General features: G+C 70.5%; 25 protein-coding genes and 3 tRNA genes. 15 read left to right on the plus strand and 13 right to left on the minus strand.

Annotated features, from left to right (window positions below):
- Nucleotides 1-105 precede the first annotated feature (105 nt).
- The 4 genes from ABT053_RS08650 to ABT053_RS08665 all read left to right on the plus strand — a co-directional run bounded on the left by ABT053_RS08650 (nt 106) and on the right by ABT053_RS08665 (nt 3,049).
- Entirely contained in the window at nt 106-918 is an 813-nt protein-coding gene (locus ABT053_RS08650) for an SAM-dependent methyltransferase (protein ID WP_350968280.1), read from the plus strand.
- 192 nt (nt 919-1,110) lie between these two features.
- On the plus strand, nt 1,111-1,575 hold the full coding sequence (locus tag ABT053_RS08655; RefSeq protein WP_350968281.1) for a hypothetical protein: 465 nt from the start codon (nt 1,111-1,113) through the stop codon (nt 1,573-1,575).
- 462 nt (nt 1,576-2,037) lie between these two features.
- Nucleotides 2,038-2,625, plus strand: a complete 588-nt coding sequence (locus tag ABT053_RS08660; RefSeq protein WP_350968282.1) for a TetR/AcrR family transcriptional regulator — start codon at nt 2,038-2,040, stop codon at nt 2,623-2,625.
- Nucleotides 2,626-2,815: 190 nt separating this feature from the next.
- Nucleotides 2,816-3,049: a hypothetical protein gene (locus ABT053_RS08665; RefSeq protein ID WP_350968283.1), complete on the plus strand. Its 234-nt coding sequence runs from the start codon at nt 2,816-2,818 to the stop codon at nt 3,047-3,049.
- Between the two features lie 12 nt (nt 3,050-3,061).
- On the opposite strand, the gene ABT053_RS08670 is transcribed toward ABT053_RS08665, so the two are convergent.
- The gene (locus ABT053_RS08670; protein ID WP_350968284.1) at nt 3,062-4,246 is read right to left on the minus strand and encodes a helix-turn-helix domain-containing protein; all 1,185 of its coding nucleotides are present in this window, start codon (nt 4,244-4,246) and stop codon (nt 3,062-3,064) included.
- Nucleotides 4,233-5,186, minus strand: a complete 954-nt coding sequence (locus ABT053_RS08675; RefSeq protein ID WP_350968285.1) for a hypothetical protein — start codon at nt 5,184-5,186, stop codon at nt 4,233-4,235. Before ABT053_RS08675 ends, ABT053_RS08670 begins: the two co-directional genes overlap by 14 nt.
- A gap of 263 nt (nt 5,187-5,449) precedes the next feature.
- Between ABT053_RS08675 and ABT053_RS08680 the strand changes: the two genes are divergently transcribed.
- Together ABT053_RS08680 and ABT053_RS08685 are read left to right on the plus strand one after the other, a co-directional pair.
- Complete coding sequence (locus ABT053_RS08680) at nt 5,450-5,662, plus strand: hypothetical protein (RefSeq protein ID WP_350968286.1); 213 nt, start codon at nt 5,450-5,452, stop codon at nt 5,660-5,662.
- Nucleotides 5,663-5,883: 221 nt separating this feature from the next.
- A complete protein-coding gene (locus ABT053_RS08685; RefSeq protein ID WP_350968287.1) occupies nt 5,884-8,124 on the plus strand; it encodes a family 2 encapsulin nanocompartment cargo protein terpene cyclase in 2,241 nt (746 codons plus the stop codon).
- Nucleotides 8,125-8,402: 278 nt separating this feature from the next.
- On the opposite strand, the gene ABT053_RS08690 is transcribed toward ABT053_RS08685, so the two are convergent.
- From ABT053_RS08690 to ABT053_RS08710, 5 genes are all read right to left on the minus strand, one after another.
- Nucleotides 8,403-9,524, minus strand: coding sequence for a YihY/virulence factor BrkB family protein (locus ABT053_RS08690; protein WP_350968288.1), 1,122 nt, complete (start codon nt 9,522-9,524; stop codon nt 8,403-8,405).
- Nucleotides 9,525-9,990: 466 nt separating this feature from the next.
- On the minus strand, nt 9,991-10,128 hold the full coding sequence (locus tag ABT053_RS08695) for a hypothetical protein (RefSeq protein WP_350968289.1): 138 nt from the start codon (nt 10,126-10,128) through the stop codon (nt 9,991-9,993).
- Nucleotides 10,125-10,457 (minus strand): SCO4225 family membrane protein, encoded by a 333-nt coding sequence (locus ABT053_RS08700; RefSeq protein WP_350968290.1) that lies wholly within the window; start codon nt 10,455-10,457, stop codon nt 10,125-10,127. Before ABT053_RS08700 ends, ABT053_RS08695 begins: the two co-directional genes overlap by 4 nt.
- A gap of 145 nt (nt 10,458-10,602) precedes the next feature.
- Entirely contained in the window at nt 10,603-11,223 is a 621-nt protein-coding gene (locus tag ABT053_RS08705) for a histidine phosphatase family protein (RefSeq protein ID WP_350968291.1), read from the minus strand.
- Nucleotides 11,224-11,481: 258 nt separating this feature from the next.
- Complete coding sequence (locus ABT053_RS08710) at nt 11,482-12,444, minus strand: NAD(P)H-dependent flavin oxidoreductase (protein WP_350968292.1); 963 nt, start codon at nt 12,442-12,444, stop codon at nt 11,482-11,484.
- A 205-nt stretch (nt 12,445-12,649) separates the two neighbouring features.
- Here ABT053_RS08710 and ABT053_RS08715 point away from each other — a divergent pair, with 205 nt between their 5' ends.
- Together ABT053_RS08715 and ABT053_RS08720 are read left to right on the plus strand one after the other, a co-directional pair.
- The gene (locus tag ABT053_RS08715) at nt 12,650-13,222 is read left to right on the plus strand and encodes an RNA polymerase sigma factor (RefSeq protein WP_350968293.1); all 573 of its coding nucleotides are present in this window, start codon (nt 12,650-12,652) and stop codon (nt 13,220-13,222) included.
- A gap of 2 nt (nt 13,223-13,224) precedes the next feature.
- Nucleotides 13,225-13,842: a hypothetical protein gene (locus ABT053_RS08720; protein WP_350968294.1), complete on the plus strand. Its 618-nt coding sequence runs from the start codon at nt 13,225-13,227 to the stop codon at nt 13,840-13,842.
- Nucleotides 13,843-14,136: 294 nt separating this feature from the next.
- On the opposite strand, the gene ABT053_RS08725 is transcribed toward ABT053_RS08720, so the two are convergent.
- The 4 genes from ABT053_RS08725 to ABT053_RS08740 all read right to left on the minus strand — a co-directional run bounded on the left by ABT053_RS08725 (nt 14,137) and on the right by ABT053_RS08740 (nt 16,525).
- On the minus strand, nt 14,137-15,396 hold the full coding sequence (locus ABT053_RS08725; RefSeq protein ID WP_350968295.1) for a hypothetical protein: 1,260 nt from the start codon (nt 15,394-15,396) through the stop codon (nt 14,137-14,139).
- Nucleotides 15,393-15,914, minus strand: a complete 522-nt coding sequence (locus ABT053_RS08730; RefSeq protein ID WP_350968296.1) for a SigE family RNA polymerase sigma factor — start codon at nt 15,912-15,914, stop codon at nt 15,393-15,395. Before ABT053_RS08730 ends, ABT053_RS08725 begins: the two co-directional genes overlap by 4 nt.
- Nucleotides 15,915-16,369: 455 nt before the next feature.
- Nucleotides 16,370-16,443, minus strand: a tRNA-Met gene (locus ABT053_RS08735).
- A gap of 1 nt (nt 16,444) precedes the next feature.
- Nucleotides 16,445-16,525 (minus strand) — tRNA-Tyr (locus ABT053_RS08740).
- Nucleotides 16,526-16,672: 147 nt separating this feature from the next.
- On the opposite strand from ABT053_RS08740, the gene ABT053_RS08745 reads away from it, so the two are divergent.
- Complete coding sequence (locus ABT053_RS08745) at nt 16,673-17,575, plus strand: ADP-ribosylglycohydrolase family protein (protein ID WP_350968297.1); 903 nt, start codon at nt 16,673-16,675, stop codon at nt 17,573-17,575.
- A 23-nt stretch (nt 17,576-17,598) separates the two neighbouring features.
- On the opposite strand, the gene ABT053_RS08750 is transcribed toward ABT053_RS08745, so the two are convergent.
- On the minus strand, nt 17,599-17,925 hold the full coding sequence (locus ABT053_RS08750; RefSeq protein ID WP_350968298.1) for a hypothetical protein: 327 nt from the start codon (nt 17,923-17,925) through the stop codon (nt 17,599-17,601).
- Between the two features lie 238 nt (nt 17,926-18,163).
- Here ABT053_RS08750 and ABT053_RS08755 point away from each other — a divergent pair, with 238 nt between their 5' ends.
- Entirely contained in the window at nt 18,164-18,697 is a 534-nt protein-coding gene (locus ABT053_RS08755) for a hypothetical protein (protein ID WP_350968299.1), read from the plus strand.
- A 511-nt stretch (nt 18,698-19,208) separates the two neighbouring features.
- Nucleotides 19,209-19,580: an STAS domain-containing protein gene (locus ABT053_RS08760; RefSeq protein WP_350968300.1), complete on the plus strand. Its 372-nt coding sequence runs from the start codon at nt 19,209-19,211 to the stop codon at nt 19,578-19,580.
- Between the two features lie 880 nt (nt 19,581-20,460).
- On the opposite strand, the gene ABT053_RS08765 is transcribed toward ABT053_RS08760, so the two are convergent.
- Nucleotides 20,461-20,534 (minus strand) — tRNA-Arg (locus tag ABT053_RS08765).
- Between the two features lie 448 nt (nt 20,535-20,982).
- Between ABT053_RS08765 and ABT053_RS08770 the strand changes: the two genes are divergently transcribed.
- The 4 genes from ABT053_RS08770 to ABT053_RS08785 all read left to right on the plus strand — a co-directional run bounded on the left by ABT053_RS08770 (nt 20,983) and on the right by ABT053_RS08785 (nt 25,184).
- Nucleotides 20,983-21,789, plus strand: coding sequence for a phosphotransferase enzyme family protein (locus ABT053_RS08770; protein ID WP_350968301.1), 807 nt, complete (start codon nt 20,983-20,985; stop codon nt 21,787-21,789).
- A 55-nt stretch (nt 21,790-21,844) separates the two neighbouring features.
- Complete coding sequence (locus ABT053_RS08775; RefSeq protein WP_502991714.1) at nt 21,845-22,747, plus strand: cobalamin biosynthesis protein; 903 nt, start codon at nt 21,845-21,847, stop codon at nt 22,745-22,747.
- 383 nt (nt 22,748-23,130) lie between these two features.
- A complete protein-coding gene (locus tag ABT053_RS08780) occupies nt 23,131-24,654 on the plus strand; it encodes a cobyric acid synthase (protein ID WP_350968302.1) in 1,524 nt (507 codons plus the stop codon).
- 311 nt (nt 24,655-24,965) lie between these two features.
- Nucleotides 24,966-25,184, plus strand: coding sequence for an SHOCT domain-containing protein (locus tag ABT053_RS08785; RefSeq protein ID WP_350968303.1), 219 nt, complete (start codon nt 24,966-24,968; stop codon nt 25,182-25,184).
- The last annotated feature ends 148 nt before the right edge of the window (nt 25,185-25,332 follow it).

Consider the following 25,332-nt stretch of genomic DNA (forward strand, 5'->3'; position numbering starts at 1 on the left):
GACCGAGAGCCGTCTTATCTGGCTATCGGGCGAAATATCAGTTCATGATCTAAAGGTGTCGATCGCTCGTCTACCATGCGGGAAAGACGTGGTGAAGGCGAGGACATGACTGAGCACGAGCAGGCTCCCCCGGGCATCGACCCCGCGGTCCCGAGTGTGGCCCGTATGTACGACTACTACCTGGGCGGCAAGGACAACTTCGCCTCGGACCGGATCGCCGGCGAGAAGATCGTCGAGCTCGTCCCCAACGTCAAGGACGTGGCGCGCTCCAACCGCGCCTTCCTCGGGCGCACCGTGCGGCACCTCGCGGCCATGGGGATCCGCCAGTTCATCGACATCGGCACGGGCCTGCCGACGCAGGAGAACGTGCACCAGGTCGTCCTGCGCGAGGCACCGGACTCCCGGATCGTGTACGTCGACAACGACCCCATCGTGCTCGTCCACGCCCGCGCGCTGCTCGCCGACAACGCGCAGACCGTCGTGATCCCCGGTGACCTGCGGGAGCCGGAGGCGATCCTCGACCACCCGGACGTCCGCGAGCGCATCGACTTCGACCAGCCGGTCGCCGTCCTCATGGTGTCCATCCTGCACTTCGTCGCCGACGACGAGGAGGTCTCCGGCATCGCGGCCTCCTTCGGGAAGCGGCTGGTCTCCGGCAGCCACGTGGTGATCTCCCACGTCACCTCGGGCGACCTCACCGAGGAGCAGGTCCGCGAGGGCCGCGGCGTCTACGGCACGACCACCGCGGGGGGCATCTTCCCCCGTACTCTCACCCAGATCCGCGGCCTGTTCGACGGGCTGGAGGTGCTCGAACCCGGCCTGGTGCCCGTCTACGACTGGCGGCCCGACTCCGGCGACGTCGTCATCCCGCCGGGAGCCGGAGCCGTCACCGTGGGAGCCGTCGGGCGCGTCCCGTAGGGACGCTCGCAAGGGACGCCTGCAGGGAACGCCCGCAAGGGAGGCCTGCAGGGAACGTCCGCAAGGGACGCCCGCAGGGGACGTCCCACCTCCGTCCGCGTTCCTCCCCGGGGAGCGCGGACGGGGATCGCCCCCGCCGAGACCGGGCCGGAGAACGGTGAACCCGCCGGAGCCGGTGAGCGTATCTGAAGGATGTTGACACATTCGCGCCAGACCGGTGTCGCCAGGAACGCCCGGGTGGTCGCCACGGTGATTCTCGCCCTGTCCTTCTCCCTCGCCTGCAGCGCGGACCAGCCCACGAGCTCCCCCGCCGCCGCGGCCGGAGCCGCCGCCGTCCCCGCGGGCCCGCCTCCGACCGTCGAGCAGCTCGCCAAGAAGGTCGACTGCAAGCCCCAGATCCAGGTCGACGCGGTCGACATCCGGACGGGAGCCTGCAAGACCTCCGTCGGCCAGTTCTTCATCAGCACCTTCGTCACCCAGTCCGGCAAGGACCAGTGGATGGACCAGGCTCCGGAGTACAACCCCCACCTGGTCGGGGAGCTGTGGACCGTGCTCGGCGCCAGGAAGGTCCTGGACGAGCTGCGCGTGACGCTCGGCGGGGACCTGCACCTGACCGACCACCGGGTGTCCCCGACCCCCACGCCACCCGCCGGGTAGCCCGCCTGCCGGGAGCCCGCCCGCGGGGTAAGCCCGCACGCCACCCGCCAGGTGAGCCCGCCCGCCGGGTGAGCCCGCACACCGCCCGCCGGGTGAGCCTGCCCGCCGGGTGAGCCTGCACGCCGCCCGCCGGGTGAGCCCACCCGCCGGGTCAAGCCCGCACGTCGCCCTTCGGGTAAGCCCCCACGCCGCGCCGCCGGGTGAAGCCCGCACAGGCGCCTGCGGGGCGGACTTCCACGCCGTCCGCCGGGCGACGAGCGCGGTCGGTCCGCGCCAGGCGGACGCGCCTGGCGCGGGCCGCAGCACGCCGGAACACCCGCCCGCCGGAACACCCGCCCGCCTGAACACCCGCCCGCCTGAACACCTGTCCGCCGGAATACCACTTGCCATAGCGGTGCTAGATGTGCGAGCGGCGTTATTACTAGCAAAGACCTTCTCGATAGCGGTGCTAGCATCTGCGGGATGTCCACACAGGAGCGCCGCGAACGCGAGCGAACGCGACGCCATCGGCTGATCGTGACGGTCGCTCGCGAGCTGGCCGAGGCCGAGGGGTGGGAGGCGGTCACGACGCGCCGCCTCGCCGAGCGTATCGAGTACAGCCAGCCGGTCCTCTACAGCCACTTCGCGGGCAAGGACGCCATCGTGGCGGCCGTCGCCCTGGAAGGCTTCGCCGAGCTCACCGCCGAGCTGGGCAAGGCCCGCGCGACGGCCGGAACCCCGCGCGAGGCGCTCGCCGCCCTGATCCACGCCTACGCGGGCTTCGCCCGCCTGAACCCGTCGCTGTACGACGCCATGCTCACCCTCGCCGTCGACCTGCCCTTCGGCCGTCCCGACACGCCCGCCCCGCTCCAGGCCGCCTTCACCGAGTTCCGGGAGGCGATCGCCGCCTTCGCCGACGGCCGCGACACCGGCGTCCTGGCCGAGGTCGCCTGGGGTTCCGTGCACGGTCTCGTCACCCTCACCCGCAGTGGCCGTCTTCCCGCGGGCCACCACGAGCGACGGCTGGCGATGTTGATCGATCAGCTCGCCGCGTCTGCCGACCGGCGGTAGCCCCCTGGATTCCTCCCCGGTTCCCCCGGTTCCTCCCTGGTTCCTCCCGGGTTTCTCGCCGCTCCGGTGCCGGTGGCCTCGCGTACGCGTTCCCGCCAGGTTTTCAGGTTCTAGGGGAAGGCGAACTTTATCCCTGAATGAAATAGATACGGCATTGCCTGCTGATTCACCGGTCCGTAGCATCCGTCCCATGTCCATCACACGTGAGTTCGCCTACGCATCGCCCTCGCGTCCCGCAGACGGCGAGTGCGTGTGGTATCGCTCCAAGGGCGATCTCTACGACCTGATTCGTACGGGCAGCAATGGAGACTTCCGCTATCACATTTTCCATGCCCGCGACGGACGCTATCTCCAGGCCTTCGCCTCCTGGCAGGACGGCCTGGAGTGGATCAAGGAGCGTGTCGAGGGCGTCGAGGGCGAGTAACCGGAGCGGAGGTCAGGGCACCAGGCGCAGCGCCGGGCGCTGGTCGGGCAGGTCGAGCAGCTCGCGGACCCGGGAGACGGGCCAGGCCAGCTGGGCGGCGAGCTGCGTCATGGTGAGGCCGGTCTCGGAGACGGCCAGGTCGAAGGCCCTGCGCAGCAGCACGGGCTGCTCGCCGGGATAGCCGCTGATCGGCTCGGCGGCGAAGCCCGGCTGGTCGCGCAGCGTCTTGAGCCGCTGGTAGGCGCGGCTCGCCGCCGAATCGGAGATGAGCCCGACCTCGCGGCAGCGGTACAGCAGGGAGTCGACCGACACGCCCCAGGTGTGCTTGAGCTCGACCAGCCTGCGCAGGTCGAGGCGGCCGGGCAGCTCCGGCAGGATGCTGTCGCGCGGGGTGAGGAACTCGGCGGCGAAGACGTCGGCCTCCCGCTCCTGCTGGGTGTCTCCCGACGCCGTGTCGCCGTGCAGCACCAGGTGCCCCAGCTCGTGGGCGGCGGTGAAGCGGTAGCGGTGGATGTCGTCGAACCGGTTGGCGGTCAGCACCACGATCGGGCGGGGCAGCTGGGAGGTGGAGAAGGCGTCCACCGTGGTGGCGTCCTCGTCGGGCGGCGGGAAGACCACGACGATCCCGTGGGACTCCATGTGCCGGACGATGTGCGACAGCGGGCCGGTGCCCAGCCCCCAGAGCCGCCGCAGGGCGCGGGCGGCCTGGGCGGGGTCGCCGGGCAGCTCCACACCGGAGTGGACCTCGCCGCCCGAGAAGCCGGGAAGGGCGACGTGCGGCAGCCTGACCTGCCTCTCCAGGGCGTGGGCCAGCTCCCACACCTGCTCGACGAAGGCCGCGGCCTTGGCCCGCTGGTGCGCGCGGGTGGAGCGCAGGCTTCTGAAGTGCGCCATGGACCCGTCCAGCTTGCCGTGCGGGCGGCCCAGCAGGAAGAACGCCGCCGGCACGCCGAGCGCGTCGGCCAGCCGGGGAACGAGGTCGGGCCGGGGACGGGTCATGCCCGTCTCGTACTGTCCCACCGCGGCGGGAGTGACGCCGATCCGTTCGGCCAGGTCCTTCTTGGTCATCCCCGCGAGTTGCCGCGCCTGGGTCAGCCGCCCCTGGTCGAACGCGTCGGCCACGGCCTGCGGGCTCGGCCCGCCACTCCCGGAGACGCCGGGAGCGCCGAACAGAGGGGTCTGGTTACGGTTGCTCATTGTCGCCGGTGACCACGGTTTCCTCGGGTGCCTCGCTGCTTACGGGGAAGATCTTGCCATTCTTCCGCTCGGCCGGAGACCTCGTGCTCAACGCGAGGGCCGGTACGAGACCGTCGTCGAAGCGTGACGTGGCACCGGGCTCGGTCGCCCACAGGTCGCGGACGGCACCGGGGGAGGCGGCGGGCAGCGGGATCGGCTCGTGGTGCAGCCACCGGATCCTGCCGAACTCGTCGATGAGCTCCGCCTCGCCCCAGTAGAGCCGCAGCAGCCCGGCCTGCGCGTTGCCCGCGTAGGCGACCGGGACCAGCCGGGTGTCGCCGGGCAGCCCGGTGAGGGCGGGGCGCACCGTGGCGGGCCCGTCCGCCCCGGCGGACAGGTCCAGCTCCTCCTGGGTCGACTGAGGGGGCTGCGCGGACCGGGCGGGCTCCTCCGCGAGCGCCAGGTCCAGCTCCTCCTGGCGGTAGGAGGTCGCCGGGCCGAACCGGTCGAACAGCTCGCGCACCAGCGCGGAGATCCGGCCGTCGCTGACGCGGGCCTCGGAGATCGGCGTGCGGTCGTCCTCGGCGTAGCGGAAGGGCAGCAGCAGGTTGCCGCCCAGGACCACCAGGTGGTGCGGCGAGCCGTGCGGCCTGACCAGCCGGAAGCCCGGCTCGTCGCGCAGCCCCTCGGCGATCGCCTCGTAGCGCCTGGCCATCATGGTGAAGCCGTAGGTGTATCGCTTGTCGCTGTGCCCGGAACTCTGCGCGTCCTGCGCGTTGCCCATCGCCTCCAGCAGGGACGTGGCCAGCTGCCGCCGCACGACGTCGGCGCGGTCGCCGAACCGCTCGCCCGCCCAGCCCGACACCCGGCCCCAGGACCGGTCCGGCCCCTGGTTCGGCCCCTGGTTCGGCCTCGCCCGGTCCGGACCCTCCCCGTGCGGCAACGACGACCCCGCGCTCATCGGCGACCTCCGCTCACACTTCGCTCCGCGTCGGGCGACCGTCGCCGACACTTCATTTCCGCGCATCCTACTCCCGCGAAGGCTCTAGTTGATGTTGCGCGCCCCTCGTGTCGCGGGCGATGACGACGAATTCCCCGTCGGCGTCGGCCCAGCTCGGCTCGCCCGGTCCAGGCCGGGCCGGTCCGGGCCGGTCCGGCCTGTCCTGATCGTCAGGGGCGGGGGGCCGGGGGTAAATGAACTGTGAACTGTCGGTGGGACAGGCCATGATTGCTCCCATCATGGTCATCTCCCCGCCCCTTCCGTTCGCCGCCACGACGTCCCCGAGCGGCGACATCGTGGTCTTCTACGTCGGCGCCGAGCCCCGCATGACACCGGAGCAGGCGCTCGCGTTCGCCGACATGCTCCGTGACCTCGCGGCCGGAGCACGACGTCCCGCCCTGGCCGGAACACCGGCCGGTGCCTCTCAGCCGTCCTGACAGAGTGCTCGCCGGAGCGCGCCGGTAACCGGCGCGCGCCACGGGTATTCGTGGCAATCCCTTTCACTCTCCGTGGTCATTGCGTAACGTTCTGGCTGGCGTGACTGCCGGAGGGCAGGCCGTCTCGCCGATCCGCCCCCCCCGCTACTCCGTCGCGGTCCCGGCGTCCGATGCCCAGGGCGTTCCCGGAAGCGTCGAAGTCAGATATGGAAGGACAGAACATGCAACCCTTCGAGCTCCCTGACTTCTACCTGCCGTATCCGGCCAGGCTGAACCCCCACGTGGAGACCGCGCGCGAGCACACCAGGGCCTGGGCGTACGACATGGGCATCCTCGACCCCGACCTCGGCATCTGGGACGAGCACAAACTCGACGCCATGGACTACGGCCTGCTGTGCGCCTACACCCACCCCGACGCCCCCGCCGCCGAGCTCGACCTCGTCACCGACTGGTACGTGTGGGTGTTCTTCTTCGACGACCACTTCCTGGAGACCTTCAAGCGCAGCGGGGACCTGACCGGGGCCAAGGAATACCTCGACAGGCTGGCGGCCTTCATGCCGGTACGTCCCACGGGCCCGCCCCCCGAGCCGGAGAACCCGGTGGAGCGCGGCCTCGCCGACCTGTGGGCCCGCACGATCCCGGCGATGTCCGCCGACTGGCGGGCCAGGTTCGTCGAGAGCACGAAGAACCTCCTCGACGAGTCCCTGTGGGAGCTGGCCAACATCAACGAGGGACGCGTCGCCAACCCGATCGAGTACGTCGAGATGCGGCGCAAGGTCGGGGGCGCCCCCTGGTCGGCCAACCTGGTCGAGCACGCGGCGGGCGCCGAGGTCCCGGCCGCCGTCGCCGCGAGCAGGCCGCTGCGCGTGCTGAGGGACACCTTCTCCGACGCGGTGCACCTGCGCAACGACCTCTTCTCGTACGAGCGGGAGGTCGGCGACGAGGGCGAGCTCAGCAACGGCGTGCTGGTCTTCGAGCGCTTCCTGGGCTACGACACCCAGCGGGCCGCCGACGCGGTCAACGACCTGATCACCTCCCGGCTGCACCAGTTCGAGAACACCGTCGTCACCGAGCTGCCCCCGCTCTTCGAGGAGCACGGCCTGGACCTGCGGTCCCGCCTCGACGTCCTCGCGTACGTCAAGGGGCTCCAGGACTGGCAGTCGGGCGGCCACGAGTGGCACATGCGCTCCAGCCGCTACATGAACGGGGCCACGCGGGCGGACCCGGCGGCCCCGGCCCTGCTCGGCGGGCCCACCGGCCTGGGCGTCTCGGCGGCGCGCGTCAGGCTGGCGCCCGGCGTCACGGGCCCGGGAGGTCCCAGAAGCCACGCCCACGCCCCCCTGCGGCAGGTGGGGCCGCTGCCGCTGCCCGAGATCTACATGCCGTACACCGCCCGGATGAATCCCCACCTCGACGCCTCCCGCCGCAACGCGGTGAAGTGGGCGCGCGAGATGGGGATGTTCGAGCAGCTGCCCGGTTTCCCCGGCCTCGCCATCTGGACCGAGCACAAGCTCGACACCTACGACTTCGCCATCTGCGCCGGGGCCATCAACCCGGACGCCCCCGGCCCCGAGCTGGACATCTCGACGTTCTGGCTCACCTGGGGGACCTACGCCGACGACTACTTCCCGGTCGTGTTCGGGCCCCGCCGCGACATGGCCGGGGCGAAGGTGTTCAACGAGCGGCTGTCGGCGTTCATGCCGCTCGACCTCTCCGCCACCCCGCCGCCGGTCAACCCGATCGAGCGGGGCCTGGCCGACCTGTGGTCCCGTACGGCGGCCCCGATGTCGAAGGCTGCGCGCGCCCGATTCCGCCAGGCGATCGAGGACATGACGGAGAGCTGGCTGTGGGAGCTGGCCAACCACATCCAGAACCGGGTCCCCGACCCGGTCGACTACATCGAGATGCGCCGCAGGACCTTCGGCTCCGACCTCACGATGAGCCTGTCGCGGCTCGCCCACGGCCAGGCGGTGCCGCCCGAGATCTACGACACCCGGACGATGCGCGGCCTGGACGACTCGGCCGCCGACTACGCCTGCCTGGTCAACGACCTCTGCTCGTACCAGAAGGAGATCCAGTTCGAGGGCGAGCTGCACAACTGCGTCCTGGTGGTCCAGGACTTCCTCGGCTGCGACGCGCGGCGGGCGGCCGACATCGTCAACGACCTGATGACGTCCCGGATGCGGCAGTTCGAGCACATCGTCGCCACCGAGCTCCCGGCTCTCCTCGACGACTTCGACCTCGACGGGGAGGCGAGGAAGACGCTCGGCGGATACGTGACAGAGCTGCAGGACTGGATGGCGGGCGTGCTGCTGTGGCACATGAAGACGCGCCGCTACGACGAGTCCGAGCTGCACCACCCGCCCGCGACGGTCCGCCCGGTCGGCGGCCCCGCCGGTCTCGGCACCGCGGCCGCGCGCGTCGGCTCGCGGCTGAGGGCGGTGCCGGCTCCGCTCCCCTGACACGGCGGGGAGATCCGGGCCTTCGTGGGCGGGGACGGGGGGTGGGAGGCGGCCGTGTCGGCTCGCGGTCCCTCCGGAAGGTCGAGGCCATGGGGGGTCGCGATCCCTCCGGAAGGTCATGGCCGTATCGGCTCGCGGTCCCTCTGGAAGGTTATGGCCGCGTCGGCTCGCGGTCCCTTCGGAAGGTCGCGGCCTTGTCGGCTCGCGGTTCCTTCGGAAGTTCGTGGCCGTGGCGGCTCGCGGGCCTTCCGGAAGATCGCGGCCGCCCGGCGGTGAGGTCAGCGCACCCGCCGCGACCTGAAGTCGTACCTGCGCGGCCCGGCTCGCGGCGGTGTCCGCGCCTGGGATCCCGCCTCCGCCTCCGCTTCTGCCTCCGGGGCCGCGTCCGTCTCGGGGGCTGCCTCCGGCTCCGGTTCCGGCTCCGCTTCCTCCCGCGCCGGCGGCTCCGACCTGATCTCGGGGATCGCCGGTGCGGTGACGACCTCCGTGCGCGGCTCGCCGACGGACCGCCGCGTGGTCAGGTCGATGACCGTGCCGTAGCGGCTGGTCGCGGCGTGCGAGGCGGCGAACAGGATGAGCACGTTCACCAGCTTCAGGAACAGCAGCATGCCCACCGCGCCCGCGACGACCTGGTACGCCGGGCTCGCCGAGCTGAAGTTGAGGTAGACCTGCCCGATCGTCTTCAGCAGTTCCAGCCCGATGGTGATGACCAGGGCCGGTCCGATGACCCGGCGCGGCGACAGGCGCAGCCGGGGGGCCAGCGTCAGCAACGCCGTCGACAGCAGGATGTTCACGCAGATGCCGAGCACGAAGGCGACCGTGGACAGCGTCCACTGCGCCGGCAGCGCGTCGACCCCGATCGTCTGCCCGGCCAGCCAGGTGAGCGCGCTCTGGGCGCCGAAGGACAGGGCCAGCGAGATCGACAGCAGCAGCCCGAGCGTGACCAGCACGGCCAGGTCGATCAGCCAGCGCAGGAAGAAGTTGCCCGGATACTGCTCCAGGCCCCAGACCGCCCGCATGGAGGAGCGCATCGAGTCGATCCAGAACAGGCCGGTCAGCGGAAGGCCGAACGAGGCGATCACCCCGGCCGTGTCCCGCGCCTCGCGCAGCGCCTGCACGTCCAGCCGGGGGAACGTGTCGCTCAGATAGCTCTCCACCTGACCGAGCGCGGCGGGCGTGTCCAGTACGTGACCCATGATCACGAAGGCCAGCAGGGCGAGCGCGAAGATGGCGTAGAACGCGTAGTAGGTCATTCCCGCGGACAGGCGGCCCGCGTCGGTTCGGTCGTAGTGGACGGCGGCCCGGACAAGGTGGTCGAACCAGCCGCACCGGTCCCGCGCCGCGACCCATACCCTGACGAACCCGCTGGTCCAACGGCTCGCCTCGGGGGTGGCCTTCATGACCGCGCACTCTACCCCCAAGCGGGCGTTTCACCGTCCGCGGACCGGCCGATCTTGGTGAAATCCGGAGCGGCGCGGCTCGTCGCCGTCCGGGGGCGGCGTCGTCCCCGGAGGGTGGGCGGGCCTCGACTCCGCTCGATCCACAACGAGCCGAACAAAGGTGTCGTTCTGCCGTAGCGCGAGACGTGGTTAACCGTATAGAAATACGACACCTCTTCGTTTAAGGCTTGACGTAAGCCTGGCGGTGCCGAGAGAGCGCTCTCTCGCATCCCGGTGACGTCACGCCGCCCGTTCTCGATAGGCAGGCCGATGAGAACAGCCGGTGACCAGGACGTACGCGCGACGTCACGCGCACGCGGAGACATCTCCGCAGCCCGTCTCCTCTGACCTGATCGGACCCAGTCGTCCGTGGGCGTGCCCCCGCCCGCGGGCACGGTGGTGGCCGTCCGCCGGCGCCGACCCGGAACTATCCGGGCCGGCGGGCGGTCACCGCTCCCGTGCCGGGGCGCGCGAACGCGTGGATCTTCGTCGCGGTGGCCGCGGCGGTCACCGTTCCCGTGCCCGCGCACGCGTGGATCTTCGTCGCGGTGGCGGTGGTGGTCACCGCTCCCGCGCCGGAGGGACGTCCACCCTCGGCCCGCGCAGGAGCCACCACAGGATCGACGCCTGGACGAACCCGGCGGCGGTGAGCAGCAGCAGATGCGCGCTGACGGGAATCGTCTCCGGGGGGATCATCATCACCAGCCAAGAGAGCGGCAGGGTCGCCAGGATCAGCATGACCGCCGACAGGCCCTGGTCGCTCTGGCGCATGCCGACCTCGGCGAAGACGTGCGCACCGATGACGATCAGCATGTAGCCGCCGCTGAGGACGAGGGCGAGGGTGCCCCGCTTGTACCGGGAGGCGAAACGGGCCGCGTCGCGAACTGGTCTCATGCCCCCGATTCTGCCCCCGGGGCCGCCGGTGAGACCTCCGTACGAATACCCGGTCGATCCCGGTACGAATACTCAGAAGCCGCTCCGGCCGGACCGGGTGCGGCCCGTCGCGGTTCCGTTCAGGCCGGTGGTCCGGCGGGGGGACTCACGGGCGCGGTTCGTCGGGGAAGCCGGTCCAGCGCAGTTCGGCGGGCAGGTGGCCCATGTCGTTGTAGCAGAGGACGCCGGAGAGCCGGCCGGGCGCGTACCGGATCACCGTCAGGGCCGCGTTGCAGTGGTTGAGCCCCAGCCAGCGCCACCGCGGGGCGTCCTGCGCGGCCCGGACGAGCCAGCCGACCAGGAAGTTGTGGGTGACGACCAGCTCGTGACGGGTCTCCTCGCCCTCCACCGGCCCCGTCAGCCGTTCCAGTGCCTCGGCGGCCAGCTCCGCGCCGCGCTCACGCTCCTCCACCGGGAACAGGTCGAGGAAACGGAGCAGGTAGTCGGCGGACTCCGGTGGCAGTTCCTCCCTTTCCGGTACGTACGGGACGTAGTCTCCGGCCAGCTCCGAGACGCGCACGGGGACACCGTCCAGCTGCTCGCCGATCAGGCTCGCGGTCTGCGCGGCGCGGGGCAGCGGGCCGTGGTGGATCACCGAGATGGGGACGCTCCGGAGCCGCCTGCCGAGCAGCACGGCCTGGCGGCGGCCGTTCTCCGTCAGCGAGCCCCCGGCCGGTGAGGCCTCGCCGTGCCGGGTGACGTACAGATAGCGGGGAGAGTACGACAAGGCGCTCCTTTCGCGTCCGGGTCACCCTACCGACGCGGGCGCGGCGGTGGCCGGTGCCTCGTGCGAAGCGCCCGGGAGATCGCGGGCCCTCGGTCCGCGTGCCGCCTTCCGAGGCGGTGACCGCTGTCTTGAAGCTCACTCAGTTCCCGGGACTGCGGCCAGGGCGGCTTTCCCGGGACTGCGGCCAGGGCGGCGCGGAGAGGGCCAGGGCGATCCGGCGACCCGGCGAACCGTTCGCATCGGCCGCGAGCGGGTGTCTCACCGTCTTCCCGCCCGGGCCAGCGCGTCCTCGGCCTGCGCGGCCAGCGCGGAGACGAGATCGGCCGCGGACGGCAGGTCGTCGATGAGGTCGACGGCCTCGCCGGCCCATACCGGCAGCGGGGGCACATCGCCCCCTGTCACGGCATCGAGGTAAGCCTGCTTGGCCCGGGGGTCGGCGGCGAGTTCGGCTTCCCTGCCCCGCCACTGGTCAAGGGTGGGATGGCCGAGAGTGCGAGCGGTGTATCTCGACGGCCACCGGGAGCCCCGGACGATGTCCAGCACGCTGCTGCGCTCGGTGTCCTCCCCGCCGCTCTCGATGATCCTTTTGATGATCGAGGGGTCGGCGAGAGCCTCGGCCGTGACCTGGAAACGGGTGCCGATGAGCGCCCCGGCGGCGCCAAGGGCCAGGGCCGCGGCCACCCCGCGGCCATCGGCGATCCCGCCGGCCGCCAGCACCGGCACCGGTGCCGCCAGATCCACCACTACGGGCACGAACGGCAGGGTGGACCGCCCGTGCCGTGCCCCGTGCCCACCGCTCTCCGTGCCCTGCGCCACGATGACATCGGCGCCCAGGTCCACCGCACGCCTGGCCTCGTCCAGGTCGGTGACCTGGATGATCAGTGCCGCGCCCGACTCGTGGACGCGGCCGGCGAACGGGCTCGGGTCACCGAAGGACAGCATCACCGCCGCGGGGTCGTACTCCAGCGCGCGCTCGACCGCGCCGACGTCTATCGCCCAGGTCAGGAAACCGATTCCCCACGGCCTGTCCGTACCTTCCGTGACGAGCGGCACCTCGCGGGCCAGCCAGTCGCGGTCCCCGTCCCCCGAGCCCAGCAACCCGAGCCCCCCGCCGCGAGAGACGGCCGCCGTCAGCGCACCACCGGCCGACCCGCCCATCGGTGCCAGGGCGATCGGGTGCCGGACACCGAACAACTCCGTGAACGCCGTCGACAACGTCATGACCGCCATCATCCCCCTTGCCGGTATTCGAGGAATCAGCGGGGCGAACCGACCACCGACGCCCTGACGTTCCACAGCGGACGACGCCTGCCGAGGATCGTTCCGCGTCGGACGCGTCCCCCTGGTGCGGCGATCGTCCGATGAAGGATTCCGGCCCGGCGCGGTAAGTACAGGTGACCTCATACGCCAGGAAAGGCCAGCATGCATGACGATCCCCCGCGAAGTCATCGAGGTCGATGACGCGACCCTCATCGAGCGGTCGCTGGACGAGCCCGAGATCTTCGCCATTCTGTTCGACCGGCACGCGCCGCTCCTGCACCGCTACGTGACCAGGCGACTGGGACCCGGCGAGGCGGAGGACGTCGTGGCCGACACCTTTCTGGCCGCCTTCCAGCGTCGGGGCGTTTACGACCGGGGCCGCCCCGACGCCCGCCCGTGGCTGTACGGCATCGCCTCCAACGTGATCGGCAAGCGACGGCGCACCGAGACGAACCTCTACCGCGCGTACATCCGCAGCGGCGTGCATCCGGCGGAGATACCCGGCCCGCAGGTGGAGGACGGAGTCAACACCCTGGCGGTCAACCGGCCGCTGGCGCGGGCCCTGCTGGGGCTCAAACGGGCCGATCGCGACGTGCTGCTGCTCGTCGCCTGGGCCGAGCTGAGCTACCAGGAGGTCGCCGACGCGCTCGCCATCCCGCCCGGCACCGTGGCCTCGCGGCTCAACCGGGCCCGTCTCCAGATCCGCCAAGCCCTGGACCAGGAAGAACGAGGAGAATGACGATGCACGAACTGAAGTCCATGTGGAGCACCGTTCAGCCGGCCAACCCGGGGGAGCTCGCCGGAGCGCGGCGACGGCTCCTCGACGGGATGCGCCCCCGGCGGCGCTTCGTCACCGCCCCCCGGCTGCTGGTCGCGGCCGGTGTCGCGGCGGCCGTCGCCGGCACGGCGCTGGTCGTCGGAAACGGCACCCCCGCCTACGCGCTGGCCAGGAGCCCGGACGGCACGATCACGGTAACCGTCAACGAGCTGCGCGACCCCGCCGGGCTGCAGGCCAGGCTGGGCGCGGCCGGGGTCAGGGCGGACGTGACGTTCCTGGCCGCGGGCACGCGGTGCGCGGCCCCCCGGTTCGCCGCCGTGGACGCGACCTACGACGGTCCACCCGCCACGGGACCGGACGAGCTGCGCGCGGTCGTGAACGAGTCGCGTTCGCCCAAGGCCGCCACGGTGACCTCCGTACGGACGATCCGGATCTCCCCGGAGCACATCGAACCGGGCGAGACGCTCGTGATGGAGTTCCGCGACAACGCGAACGCGCAGGCGCCCTGGCGACTCGGCACGTGGCTGGCCCAGGCGGACACCCCGGTGCGACCGTGCACGCCCGTCGAGGACACCGGCTGAGACCCTCCTGCCGACACCGTGGTGCCTGGGCTCGATCCGGCGTGACGGACATCCGAAGTCGGGTGCTTTCCCGGGGAAACACAGGGGAAAGCACCCGTACCGCAGGCCCGGACGGCGGGCGGGTGGAGGGCCGTGCCGCCGCCCTGACATTCACCCGGACCATCCGGCGGCGGCTCGTCCCGTCCCGGAAGACGGGTGACGATTCCGTCCCAGGACACGCGCGACAGGTGACCAAGAGGTGGCGCGGACGTTCGGGGTCGGCGAGGACGGAACACCTCCCGCGGTGTGCCGAGATCACATCGCCCCCGGCGGGCCGGGCAGGACGATCTCGAAGAAGCCCTGCGCCCTGTAGGTGGCGAGCTTCCTCGCCCTACCGGTTTCGACGTTCACCGCGTAGGCGGTGAACGTCCGGTACGGCGGGTCGATCACCGCGGGCTCGTCGTCCGGCACCTGGGACAACGGCCTGCACCGCAGGGACATGGTCAGGGCCGTGACCTCCTCGGCGCCGAGCCAGGTGCGCAGCGAGATGTGGGAGACGTCGGCGGGCAGCCCGCTGATGACGGTCGTCCTCCGCTTCTTGCCGGTGAGCGTGTCCATCAGGGCGAGGTCGCCGCCCCGGCGGCACGGCTTCTCGCGGGTACTGAGATTCTCGATCACCGCGACGGTCTTCCCGTCGGGGGCGAGCGGGCTGAAGAAGTAGCTCACCGGCAGGATGAACGACGTGGAATCGCCCTTCGAAGAGCTCGGCCACAGGTTCGAGATCGTTTGCAGCCGTGATCTGGGCGAGTAGTCCGCGAGCGTGATGGTGGCACCGTCCCTCGACAGGCCGACGGGGACCCAACGGTTCGGCAACTCGCGGACGGCCCTGTCGCGCATGTCGATGAGCAGCGCGGGGTGCTTGAACTCCGGGACCTTGCTGAAAGCCACGAACCGCCCGTCGTCCGACAGCATCAAACGCGAGACGCTTCCCAGCAGGGACTTCGGCACCTTGCGCGCGGCCGTCGTCTTCTGACCCGAGGCCAGATCGCGCACCTGGAAGGTGCCCTCCTCGGCGCCGTAGTAGGCGATCTTCCGGCCGTCCCGGCTGATCGCGAGCGGGCTGTCGCGCAGGCCGGTGCGGCCGGGGGCGAGGCTGGGCAGCGCCTCCGTCACGTGGTAGGTCTCGCCGCTCCGGGTGACCACCCGCCATCCTCCGTCCCGGCAGCCCGACGGCGCCTTTCCAGTGGCCGGCCCGCAGAAGGTCTTGTACGCGTGGCTCACCGGCCCCACTCCGCGCGGCGGAAGATCGCCTGCTGGCAGGTCGCCCGCCGGGAGGTCGCCTGCTGGCAGGTTGCTTGCCGGCAGGTCGCCTTTGGAAGCGGTCTTCTGTGGCTCGTCCGGCAGCAGCCGGATGCCGGCCGTCGTACCGAGAGCGACGAGCACGACCATGGCCGCCGCGAGGAGCGAGATCACGGTACGCCGCCTGCGGCCGTGCGTCGCGATCGTGCGTTCGGCCAGGTCCACCTGTGGAGAGTCGTCGGCCAGGTCGACGAGCACGTCCCGTAGCCAGGTCATCGGTAGGCCTCCTCGGTTTCCAGGTCGGCGAGCTTCGGCGCCAGCTCGGGCGCCAGTTCGCGTAAGCGGGCCAGCGCGTGGTGGGCCTGGCTCTTCACCGTCCCGATCGAGCAGCTCAGCAGTTCGGCCGTCTCACGTTCGGTCCTGTCCTCGTAGTAGCGCAGTACGATCACCGCCCGCTGCCGGGGTGGCAGCCGCATGAGAGCCTGGCGCATGACGAGCCGCACGATGGTCGAGTCCTCACCCGAGTACGGCCGGTCAGGCGGGTCTGGGGTCGGGAGCTCGGCCCTGACCCGGTGCCGCCGCCACGAGATGTACTGGTTCAGCAGCGCCTTGCGCGCGTACGCCTCGGGGTGCTCGACGCGCGACAGCCTGGACCAGCGTCCGAGCACCTTGAGCAGGACGCTCTGCAGCAGGTCCTCGGCCTGGTGAGCGTCTCCCGTGAGCAGGTAGGCGGTGCGCATCAGCGCCTGCTGATGGCCGGCGACGAACCCGCGGAAGCTGTCATTGCGGTCCAAGGGGACTCCTCTCAACCGTTACTGACGCTCGTGACATGTCGAAAGGTTGGGTCCCGCCCGGCCAGAACTTCGGGCACCGCCGACACGGTCCGGTACCGCCGCCCGACAACGGCCATGCCCACCAGGCCCAGTTCGGGGGCTCCGCCGTTCCGGCCCAGCAATCGCTTCTCGGAACTTCCGAATCCTCGGGCTCACGCGGGAGAACGGAGCCGAAGACATCCCGCGCACGTTTCGCGACCCGATCGAGAACGAGATCCGAGACGTGCGCCAGACGCGGAATCTCGCGTACGGCTGTGCATGGGTTTTGATCTCGTTGTCATGGACGCCACGCCCCGGGTGCCATACCTGTGGCACCCGCCCTGACCCGTAACCCCGTTGGGCGTCGCCTCCACTCCTCCGCGAGGGGGCCACGTCCGGGTGCCCGGACCACAGCCTGGATGATCGACATCGAGGCGTACCTGCACCGGGATTCGAACCTGGGACCTCCGCATTATGAGTGCGGCGCTCTCACCGACTGAGCTATGCAGGCGTGCAGTGGGACGGGGTCGAACCGCCACAGCCGAAGCGTCCGGGTTACAACCGGGTGAGCTCACCACGTGCTCAGCCCCTGCGCGTTGGGTTGAGACTACCGAGCGAGCCCCGGCGGTCTCACCTCGTTTTCGCGCGCCGGGAGGGGACGCGCTTCACGGCGAACATCGGGAACGTAGGCCGTGGCCGCCTCTCCGTCATGAGGGGGCGCGTGCGTCATGATGAAGGAGATGTCCTCCGACCCTCTGGTGCGTGCCACCACGTCTCTTCACGGCCTCGCTCTGGGCGACGCCTTCGGTTCCCAGTTCTTCGTCCCGGCCAACCGCCACGCCCTGTCCGGCCGTCTGCTTCCGCCCGGCCCGTGGCAGTGGACCGACGACACCGAGATGGCGTGTTCCGTCTACCGCGTCCTGGCCGATCACGGCGTCATCGACCAGGATCGGCTCGCCGCCGGCTTCGCCACCCGCCACGACTTCGACCGAGGGTACGGCCCGGCCACCAACCGGATGCTCCGCCTCGTCCGCGAAGGCGGTGACTGGCGGACGCTCTCGGCCGAGCTGTTCGACGGCAAGGGCTCGTGGGGCAACGGCGCCGCGATGCGGGTCGCGCCGCTCGGTGCCTGGTTCGCCGACGATCTCGCACACGTCGTCCACCAGGCCACCCTGTCGGCGCGGGTCACCCACACCCACCCCGAAGCGGTGGCCGGTGCGATAGCCGTAGCCGTGGCCGCCGCGACGACCGCCACGGAGCCCGCTCTCCCGTCAGGGCGTTTCCTGGACAGGATCACGGAGCATGTGCCCGCGAGCATGGTCCGCGACGGCATCGTCGAGGCCCGGCGACTCCTCACCATCGGTGATCCCGTCCTCGCCGCCAAAGCGCTGGGCAACGGGCGACAGGTCAGCGCGCACGACACGGTGCCCTTCACCCTCTGGGTCGCCGCCCGCGAACGCCGGGACTTCGAGGCGGCCATGTGGACCACCGCGGTGGCGGGTGGTGACATCGACACCACCTGCGCGATCGTCGGAGGCGTTGTCGCGGCTTCGGGAAGTGCTCGCCTGCCTTCGGGATGGCGAAAACGATGCGAGCCGCTACCGGCCTGGGCGGGCGCCCCGCCCCTCGGTCTCTCAGACTGAGAGTGAAATACCGCATCGGGTGGTTACGCTCCCGCACCCGGTAAGCCCGCAGGTCGATACTGCCGCCCCCGCGGAGTGCATTCCCCGATCCCGTGATCGCGATGGCAGCGAGGATCCCAGTGAGAGCCGTGATGCAGCAGCGAAACGGCCAGGTCGGGGTGGGCGGCGGCCCAGACGTCATCGAAGACGAACCACTGGCGATGGCCGAAGTACTCATCGACGATGGTGGACAGGCTGTAGACGCTCGCCCCGAGTTCGCGCTCGATCCACTCGTGGGCGTTGCCGCTTCCCGCCTCGTCCCACACCCTGCGAAACCAGTCGAGCACCGTCGCGTCGGGAAAGTGCCGCACCAACCTGCCGGGGGGGCTCGTAAACGCTGCGGTAGATGAAGAACACCATGTCGCAGACCATCTCAGATGCCATTGACAGAACATGATCGGTCAGCTTGTCGTGTTCCGTGCTCTCCGGGAGGAGACGCCACCGACGGCACCGGTTTTCAAGAGGGCTACATTCTCAGTGGAAACAGGGTTTCTCACCAGGGCGGCAGCACAGTGATCTTGTCAGTGGAGCCTCCTATGCTTCTCGACCATGGAAAGAGACGAAACTCCTGCGGCGGAAATCGCACAGATGGACGTCGAAGTGCGCTATAGCCACGCTTACCTCGTCGATGAGGATGACGACTGCTATCCAGACGGCATGTTGGACGACTCTCCAACTCATCCCATCGGGATCATCCGAGTGGAGAAGGGGATCGCCTTCCTGATCACCGGTCTTCACACAGGCACGGTGAGTTTCACCGTAGCTGTTGCCGATCAGGATCCGGGTGCCGACCTTGAGGGCTATGAAGACATAGTGGAGATCAGCTTCGAGTCGCCGTCAGGTTACATCTCACTGTATGAATCGGGGGGTGCAGGCGTTCACGGCATCCCTTCGTTATCTGCCGGCCCCGGGACCTACCGTTTCCGGTATCACGCGCGTGGAATGGACGCCGCCCGTGAAGAGAGTTTTCCCGATGTGGTGATCGATCACTACCTTCTTCAAATTTGGCCGGCGTCGCACAGTGACCCCGTCGTACTCAAGTCCACGAGCTCATATTTCCGGTGCTGGCTAAGCGGCGGGTGATGCGGTAAGGCCGGCACGGAAGAGATCGGGTGGCGTCGTCAGCTTGGGGAATCTCCAACGCACCTGGTCCCTGAGCTGGAGAGAAGCTGACCTGCGGGGGAGTACCTCGGCTGCCCGTGATCCCCCCGGGTTTCCCCTGCCGGCGGGTGCGCAACAGGCACGGCTTGAGAGCCCCGTGCGGACGCACACACTCCTCCCGTCAGATCTTCCCGTCTGCCTCGTCCCATCCCGGAGGGGGTGACAGTTCGGGGACGGAGGATCAAGGTCGTCTTCGCGTGTACGTCGGCCGGTGGACGTTCCTCGGTCATGGGATGTCAACGGTCACAAATGGTCTCGATCCGGAGGAGTCGAGATGTTGGGCTTGCCGGGGACGTGGCAGGCGGGAAGATCCGGCTCTACCTCGGCCGTCTACAACTCTTCGGTCTTGCGATCCGATCATCCCGGAGCCGAAATACCCCTGCCGGAGGCAGAATGAGGCAGCAGCGGGTAGAGCCAGAAAGGCGGGTGCGCCGTGCCGAGTAAGAAACCTGGAATCACGCTGGAGTTGGGGTATTACGGCGAGTACACCGTTCTGCATGTGAGGGGTGATCTCATCCGGGACGCTGCCCCGGCGATGCTCCTCCAAAGCGAGATAGTGAGTCTGAAGGTGGACGGTCCTCCGCGATTGATTCTCGACCTGGAGGGAGTCACCGCCTGGGATGACGATGGGGTCGGGGCCGTCATCGGTGCGGCGAAGCGGGTCATGACGGCTGGCGGGAGGCTGCTTATCGCGGCGACTCCGGTTGATCTCAGGGAGCGTTTCCGGCGAGGGAGATTGGACCTGCGGTTGGAGTTTCGCGAGACCGTTGAGCAGGCCGTGAACGAGTTCGGCGGTTTCAGGTAGGCGGCGGTGTGCCGATGGTCGGCACGGTGTTGGGTGCGGCGCAGGGCCGCTACGGCGATGCCCCGTGCGGCGCTTGCGCCGTGACCGGCCTCCAGGCCGCATGCGCGGCGCGCCACTGCTTGATGCCACTCGGAACGATTCGGCAGTGATTCAGCTCGTGATCGGCTGGTGTCGCTGTGTCGGAAGGTGATCATTGTTCGTGAATGCGGTGATGCCACCATCCGCCGAAGCGCCAGGGGTAATAGCGCGCCCAGGGGTCTGGGATGGTTCGGTGGTAAAACTCCTCGTCCAGCCGTGTCGCAATTCGTGAAAGTTCTGCCTTGGCTGGGGATCGAAGGCGTCGCAGGGCGTATTCCAGGGTGTTCCGGGCCTCTGCCGGGTCGCAGCAAGGGCAGTTTGCTTCGGGCAGATAGGGATAGCGGCCGGACTGCCGGAGGAACCGTTCGTATTCGGCGAGGGCCCCGACGATGGCTCCAGGCCCTAGACGCTGGAACTCGACTCGTGCGATGGCTGCACAGGTCCGGCTGGAGACGCCGGGAATCTTGGGAGCTGGGCGGTAGCGTCGGCGATTCGCCCACACTTGCGCACGGAGGATGCTCGGCCGTCTACGCGGCATCGGCCTTTCGGGTCGTCATGATCCGCCTGGTGCCACATCTCGACATCACGAACCACCCCGCAGCGTGCCCTGGAAGGCTCCGAGGCCTTCCGCGAGCCTCCGGAATCGCCGGCCCTACCTGGTAAAACGGGGGCCGATCCACTCCGCGCATGTTCCGTGCCCGGTGGCATACGGCTGCTTTCGGCCGCCTGCGGCTGCATGAGAGGGTCGGGCCCCGGAGAAGCGAAAGACCAGGTCAGCGCGTGGATGACCTGGTCTTGGCAGCGCACCCTGCAGGATTCGAACCTGCGACCGTCGGATTAGAAGTCCGATGCTCTATCCAGCTGAGCTAAGGGTGCTCCCGCTCAATTGTGCATGATCCAGGGAGTGCCCACGTATCGGTTTTGGGCCGGTGTCGTGAGGATCACTCTGTTGATCTCCCGCTCCCCCGGGGGAGTGACCGCTCGACTGCTCCGGCTCAGGCGGGTGACGGCCGTTCGAAAGGGGGGAGCCGGGACGGCGGAGGGGGCTTCTGGGCTGCTGACCTGGTCGTTCTTCCGCCGGGCGCGGCGAGGGCGGGGGCCGGGTGTTCGGAAGTCGAGGGGTGGGGGTCCTGGAGGGCGTGGGCGGGGTTTGGAAGTTTGGGGTTAAGTGTCCGAGAGGGCACGGGGTGGATGAAGTGTTCGGGGGGCGGGGCCGGGTGTTCGGGGGGCGAAAGGGCGGGAGGGCTTCCGGGGGCTCGGTTGGCGGGGGCGGTGTGTCTGAATCGTTCTCCTGGGGAGGTGAGGCGGTCTAGGCTCGTATGCCATGTTCGTCACCACGGTCCAAGAGGAGATTCCCCTTCTGGGCGGTGATGTCACCGACGGGGTGGTGCGGGTCGGAGACACCGTCCGGCGGCCCAGCAGGGCCTCGACGGAGTCGGTGCACGCGCTCCTGCGTCACCTGGAGCGTTCCGGGTTCGAGGGCGCTCCCCGGGCGCTGGGGGTGGACGAGCGGGGCAGGGAGATCCTGAGCTACGTCGAGGGGGAGTCCGCGGCCAGGCCGCTGCCCTCGTACGCGCTCACCGGGGAGTCCCTGGTCGCGCTGGCGCGGCTGTTGCGCGGGTTCCACGACGCGGTGGAGGGGTTCGTCCCGCCGCGGGGGGCCGTCTGGGAGGCCGGGTCCAACGACGACGCGGCACCGGAGCTGGTCGGGCACTGCGACGTGAACCTCGACAACGTGATCTTCCGCGACGGGCTTCCCGCCGCGCTGATCGACTTCGACATGGCCCGGCCGACGACCAGGCTGTTCGACGTGGTGACCACGCTGCGCCACTGGGCGCCGATCGCCGATCCCGTCGACCTGGAGCCGTTCCAGCGCCGTCTCGACGTCGGTCCGCGGCTCCGGCTGTTCTGCGACGCGTACGGCCTGACGCCCCGTGACCGCCGTCACCTGCTGGATCTCGCCCGGCTCCGCTTCGACCGCTCGTACCACGCGATGCGGGTCAAGGCCGAGGCGCAGGGCGAGGGCGGCGGATGGGCCCGGATGTGGGCCGGTGGGGCGGGGGAACGCATCCGGCGGGCCTGCGCGTGGCTGGAGACCCACCAGGATGAGCTCCATGAGCATCTCGTCTAGGCGGCAGAAGACCAGGGTGCGGGGATGGCGGCCGGGGGTGGCCGAGGGGGTGGGGATGCTCGCCGGGGTGGCGATCGACGCCGTGCTCGCCGACCCTCGGCGCGGGCACCCGGTCGCGCTGTTCGGTACGGCCGCCGCCAGGGTGGAGCGGCGCGTGTACGGAGACGGCCGGGCCCGGGGTGTCCTCCACGTGGTCCTGTGCGTCGTCCCGGTCGCGCTGCTCGGTCACATCGCGTCCCGGGCGCGCAACCCGGTGGTGCGGGCCGCGCTGAGCGCGGCGGCGACGTGGGCGGTCGTCGGCGGTACGACGCTGGGCCGCGAGGGCGCGGCGATGGCCGGGTTCCTGGAGGACGGCGATCTCGCGGGGGCGCGGGGACGGCTGTCGCACCTGTGCGGGCGCGACCCGTCCGGGCTGGGGGAGTCCGGGCTCGCCAGGGCCACCGTCGAGTCGATCGCGGAGAACACCTCGGACGCGGTGGTGGCGCCGCTGTTCTGGGGTGCGGTGGCCGGGGTGCCCGGCCTGCTCGCGTACCGGGCCGTCAACACGCTGGACGCGATGGTCGGTCACCGGAACGCGCGCTACGAGCGCTTCGGGTGGGCCGCGGCCCGCCTCGACGACGTCGCCAACTTCGTGCCCGCCCGGATCACCGGGCTGCTCGCCGCACTGGGCGCTCCCCTGGTGGGGGGTTCGCCGAGGCGGGCGGCGGCGGTGCTGCGCAGGGACGGCCACCGCCACCCCAGCCCCAACGCGGGCCGCTGCGAGGCCGCCTTCGCGGGCGCGCTGGACCTCACACTGGGAGGGGTCAACGTGTACGGCACCCGGGTGGAGCATCGGCCGGAGATGGGTGACGGGCCCGCGCCCTCGGTCGCGGACATCCGCAGGTCGGTACGGCTGGCGCGGGCGGTGGGACTCGGGGCCGCGGCTCTGGCTGTTTTGGCCGTTCTGCGGCGCCGATGAACCCCCGGTGGACCCCGGCGGACCTGTGGATGGCCGCTGGGGAGAAGTCGCTGACGGGTTCGGGGGGCTGGGCCGGGCCCCGGGAGCAGGGGGTTCTGCGGGGGTTCGGGGGCGGGCCCCGGGTTCGCGGGTCGAGGATCCACGGGTCGGGAATCCGCGGGTCGAGGATCTGCGGGGTGGGGGTCCGCAAGTCAGGGGTCCGCGGGGAGTCCGGGTGGGCGGTGCGGGCGCCGGGGCGGCATGCTGGTCGCCATGATGGTTGATTCCCCTGGAGAACCGCTCGTTGTTCCGATCTGTCCTAATGTCACCCGTCGTCCCGGTGCCGTGGGTTGTCCCGGTGTCGTGGCTCGTTCGGGTGGCGTGTGCCGGGGCGGGGCGGAGGCGTGAAGGGGGCGCTGCTGGTCGCGGGGACGACCTCCGACGCGGGCAAGAGCGTCGTCACCGCCGGGATCTGCCGCTGGCTCGCCCGGCAGGGGGTGAGGGTCGCGCCGTACAAGGCGCAGAACATGTCGCTCAACTCCTTCGTCACCGCCGACGGCGCCGAGATCGGCCGGGCCCAGGCGATGCAGGCCGCCGCGTGCGGGCTGGAGCCCAGCGCGGACATGAACCCGATCCTGCTCAAGCCGGGCAGCGACCGGCGCAGCCAGGTCGTGGTGATGGGCAGGCCGATGGCCGAGGTCGACGCGATGGAGTACTGGGACGTCAAGGAACGGCTCCGCCAGGTCGCGGTGGACGCGCTGGAACGGCTGCGGAGCACGTACGACGTGGTGGTCTGCGAGGGGGCGGGCAGCCCGGCGGAGATCAACCTGCGCCGGGGGGACATCGCGAACATGGGCCTGGCGCGTGCCGCGAACCTGCCGGTCGTCGTGGTCGGCGACATCGACAGGGGCGGGGTCTTCGCCGCGCTGTACGGGACGGTGGCGCTGCTGGAGCCCGCCGACCAGGCGCTGATCGCCGGGTTTGTGATCAACAAGTTCCGGGGGGCGCCCGAGATCCTCGAACCGGGGCTGGACATGATCAGGGAGCTGACCGGCCGCGAGGTGTACGGGGTGCTGCCCTGGCTGGACGGCCTCTGGCTGGACGTCGAGGACTCCCTGGCCCTGGACAACCGGCCCGCGATCGGAGCGCGTGCCCCGCATGGCGGGCAGACCCTGCGGGTGGCGGTGGTGCGGCTGCCGCGGATCTCCAACTTCACGGACGTGGACGCGCTGGCCTCGGAGCCCGGGGTGACGGTCCGCTTCGTGACCTCCCCCGGTGAGCTGGACGACGCCGACCTGGTGGTGCTGCCCGGTTCCCGGGCCACGGTCTCCGACCTGGCGTGGCTCCGCGCCACCGGCCTGGCCGCGGCCCTGCCGGGGCGGGCGGTGCTGGGCATCTGCGGCGGCTACCAGATGCTCGCCAGGACCATCCGCGACGACGTCGAGTCGGGGGCGGGCCTGGTCGAGGGGCTGGGGCTGCTGCCCGCGTCGGTGGAGTTCGCCGCGGACAAGACGCTGGGCCGCCCGTCCGGCACCGCGTACGGCCATCCGGTCTCCGCGTACGAGATCCACCACGGCGTGGTGACGGCCGACGGCGGCGAGCCCTTCCTGGACGGCTGCCGGGACGGTTCGGTGTGGGGGACCACCTGGCACGGCGCCCTGGAGAACGACGGTTTCCGCCGGGCCTTCCTCGCCGAGGTGGCCGCGGCCTCCGGGCGTGACTTCACCCCGGCGCCGGACGTGTCGTTCGCCGCCCTGAGGGAGGAGCGGCTGGACGCGCTCGGCGACCTGATCGAGCGGAACGTCGACACCGATGCGCTGCTCCGGCTGCTGGAGGGCGGGGCTCCGCGTGGGCTGCCGGTGTTGCCGCCCGGCGGGGCTTCGCGTGAGGCTCCGGACTTCTCGGCCGGTGTTCCCGCGGCCGGTTGAGCCGATACGCCTTTCGCCGGTCGAGCCGGTGTTCCCGCCGCCATTCGGCCAGGTCCCTTCCTTCGGTGATCGAGCCGGTGTCTCCCTTGCCGGTCGGGGAGGTGGGTTCTCGCCCCTCGCGTGGTTTTCGTTGAGGGGCGGAGGCGGGTTCCCTTGAGGGGCGAGGGCGGGTTCCCTTGAGGGGCGAGGGCGGGTTCCCTTGAGGGGCGAAGGCGGGCGGATCGCTTCGGCCGGGGAAAAGGAGAGGGTTCCTCTGCCGGGTAAACTCGGTATTCCCCCGCCAGGTCCGATGGGGGTATGGGAGGCCGACCATGACCCGCATCCTGATGTTGCTCTTCGTCATCGCGGTGGTCGCGGTGGTGGTCCTCGGCGTGATCATGCTCGTCCGCGCGTCCGCGACACGGGCGTCCGAGGCTCGCGCGGCTGTCGCCGACAACCCTCGCGAGATCCTCAAGCGCCGCTACGCGGCCGGTGAGATCGACGAGGACGAGTATCTCCGCCGCATGTCAGGCCTCTCCCAGGACTGGTAGGTCCCCGCCGGCCGTCCACGGCTCCCGGTGCTCCCTGTGCTCCCTGTGCTCCCGGGCCTCTCCCGGTGATGGGTCCTTCGGTCGTCCGGTGCTCCCGAGCCTCCCCTGGGACCGGTAGGTCGTCCGGTGTTCCCGAAGCTCCCGGTGC

It is taken from the genome of Streptosporangium sp. NPDC002524 (assembly GCF_040295985.1).
In the GTDB taxonomy this organism is placed as follows: Bacteria; Actinomycetota; Actinomycetes; order Streptosporangiales; family Streptosporangiaceae; genus Streptosporangium.

What these genes read in the sequence shown, in the direction of transcription:
- ABT053_RS08700 (WP_350968290.1), bottom strand. Translation starts at nt 10,457, where the DNA reads ATGAGACCAGTTCGCGACGCGGCCCGTTTCGCCTCCCGGTACAAGCGG.
- ABT053_RS08660 (WP_350968282.1), top strand. Translation starts at nt 2,038, where the DNA reads ATGTCCACACAGGAGCGCCGCGAACGCGAGCGAACGCGACGCCATCGG.
- ABT053_RS08785 (WP_350968303.1), top strand. Translation starts at nt 24,966, where the DNA reads ATGACCCGCATCCTGATGTTGCTCTTCGTCATCGCGGTGGTCGCGGTG.
- ABT053_RS08670 (WP_350968284.1), bottom strand. Translation starts at nt 4,246, where the DNA reads ATGAGCAACCGTAACCAGACCCCTCTGTTCGGCGCTCCCGGCGTCTCC.
- ABT053_RS08755 (WP_350968299.1), top strand. Translation starts at nt 18,164, where the DNA reads ATGGAAAGAGACGAAACTCCTGCGGCGGAAATCGCACAGATGGACGTC.
- ABT053_RS08745 (WP_350968297.1), top strand. Translation starts at nt 16,673, where the DNA reads ATGTCCTCCGACCCTCTGGTGCGTGCCACCACGTCTCTTCACGGCCTC.
- ABT053_RS08690 (WP_350968288.1), bottom strand. Translation starts at nt 9,524, where the DNA reads ATGAAGGCCACCCCCGAGGCGAGCCGTTGGACCAGCGGGTTCGTCAGG.
- ABT053_RS08685 (WP_350968287.1), top strand. Translation starts at nt 5,884, where the DNA reads ATGCAACCCTTCGAGCTCCCTGACTTCTACCTGCCGTATCCGGCCAGG.
- ABT053_RS08725 (WP_350968295.1), bottom strand. Translation starts at nt 15,396, where the DNA reads ATGACCTGGCTACGGGACGTGCTCGTCGACCTGGCCGACGACTCTCCA.
- ABT053_RS08715 (WP_350968293.1), top strand. Translation starts at nt 12,650, where the DNA reads ATGACGATCCCCCGCGAAGTCATCGAGGTCGATGACGCGACCCTCATC.
- ABT053_RS08720 (WP_350968294.1), top strand. Translation starts at nt 13,225, where the DNA reads ATGCACGAACTGAAGTCCATGTGGAGCACCGTTCAGCCGGCCAACCCG.
- ABT053_RS08775 (WP_502991714.1), top strand. Translation starts at nt 21,845, where the DNA reads ATGCTCGCCGGGGTGGCGATCGACGCCGTGCTCGCCGACCCTCGGCGC.
- ABT053_RS08650 (WP_350968280.1), top strand. Translation starts at nt 106, where the DNA reads ATGACTGAGCACGAGCAGGCTCCCCCGGGCATCGACCCCGCGGTCCCG.
- ABT053_RS08675 (WP_350968285.1), bottom strand. Translation starts at nt 5,186, where the DNA reads ATGAGCGCGGGGTCGTCGTTGCCGCACGGGGAGGGTCCGGACCGGGCG.
- ABT053_RS08710 (WP_350968292.1), bottom strand. Translation starts at nt 12,444, where the DNA reads ATGACGTTGTCGACGGCGTTCACGGAGTTGTTCGGTGTCCGGCACCCG.
- ABT053_RS08655 (WP_350968281.1), top strand. Translation starts at nt 1,111, where the DNA reads ATGTTGACACATTCGCGCCAGACCGGTGTCGCCAGGAACGCCCGGGTG.
- ABT053_RS08770 (WP_350968301.1), top strand. Translation starts at nt 20,983, where the DNA reads ATGTTCGTCACCACGGTCCAAGAGGAGATTCCCCTTCTGGGCGGTGAT.
- ABT053_RS08665 (WP_350968283.1), top strand. Translation starts at nt 2,816, where the DNA reads ATGTCCATCACACGTGAGTTCGCCTACGCATCGCCCTCGCGTCCCGCA.
- ABT053_RS08680 (WP_350968286.1), top strand. Translation starts at nt 5,450, where the DNA reads ATGATTGCTCCCATCATGGTCATCTCCCCGCCCCTTCCGTTCGCCGCC.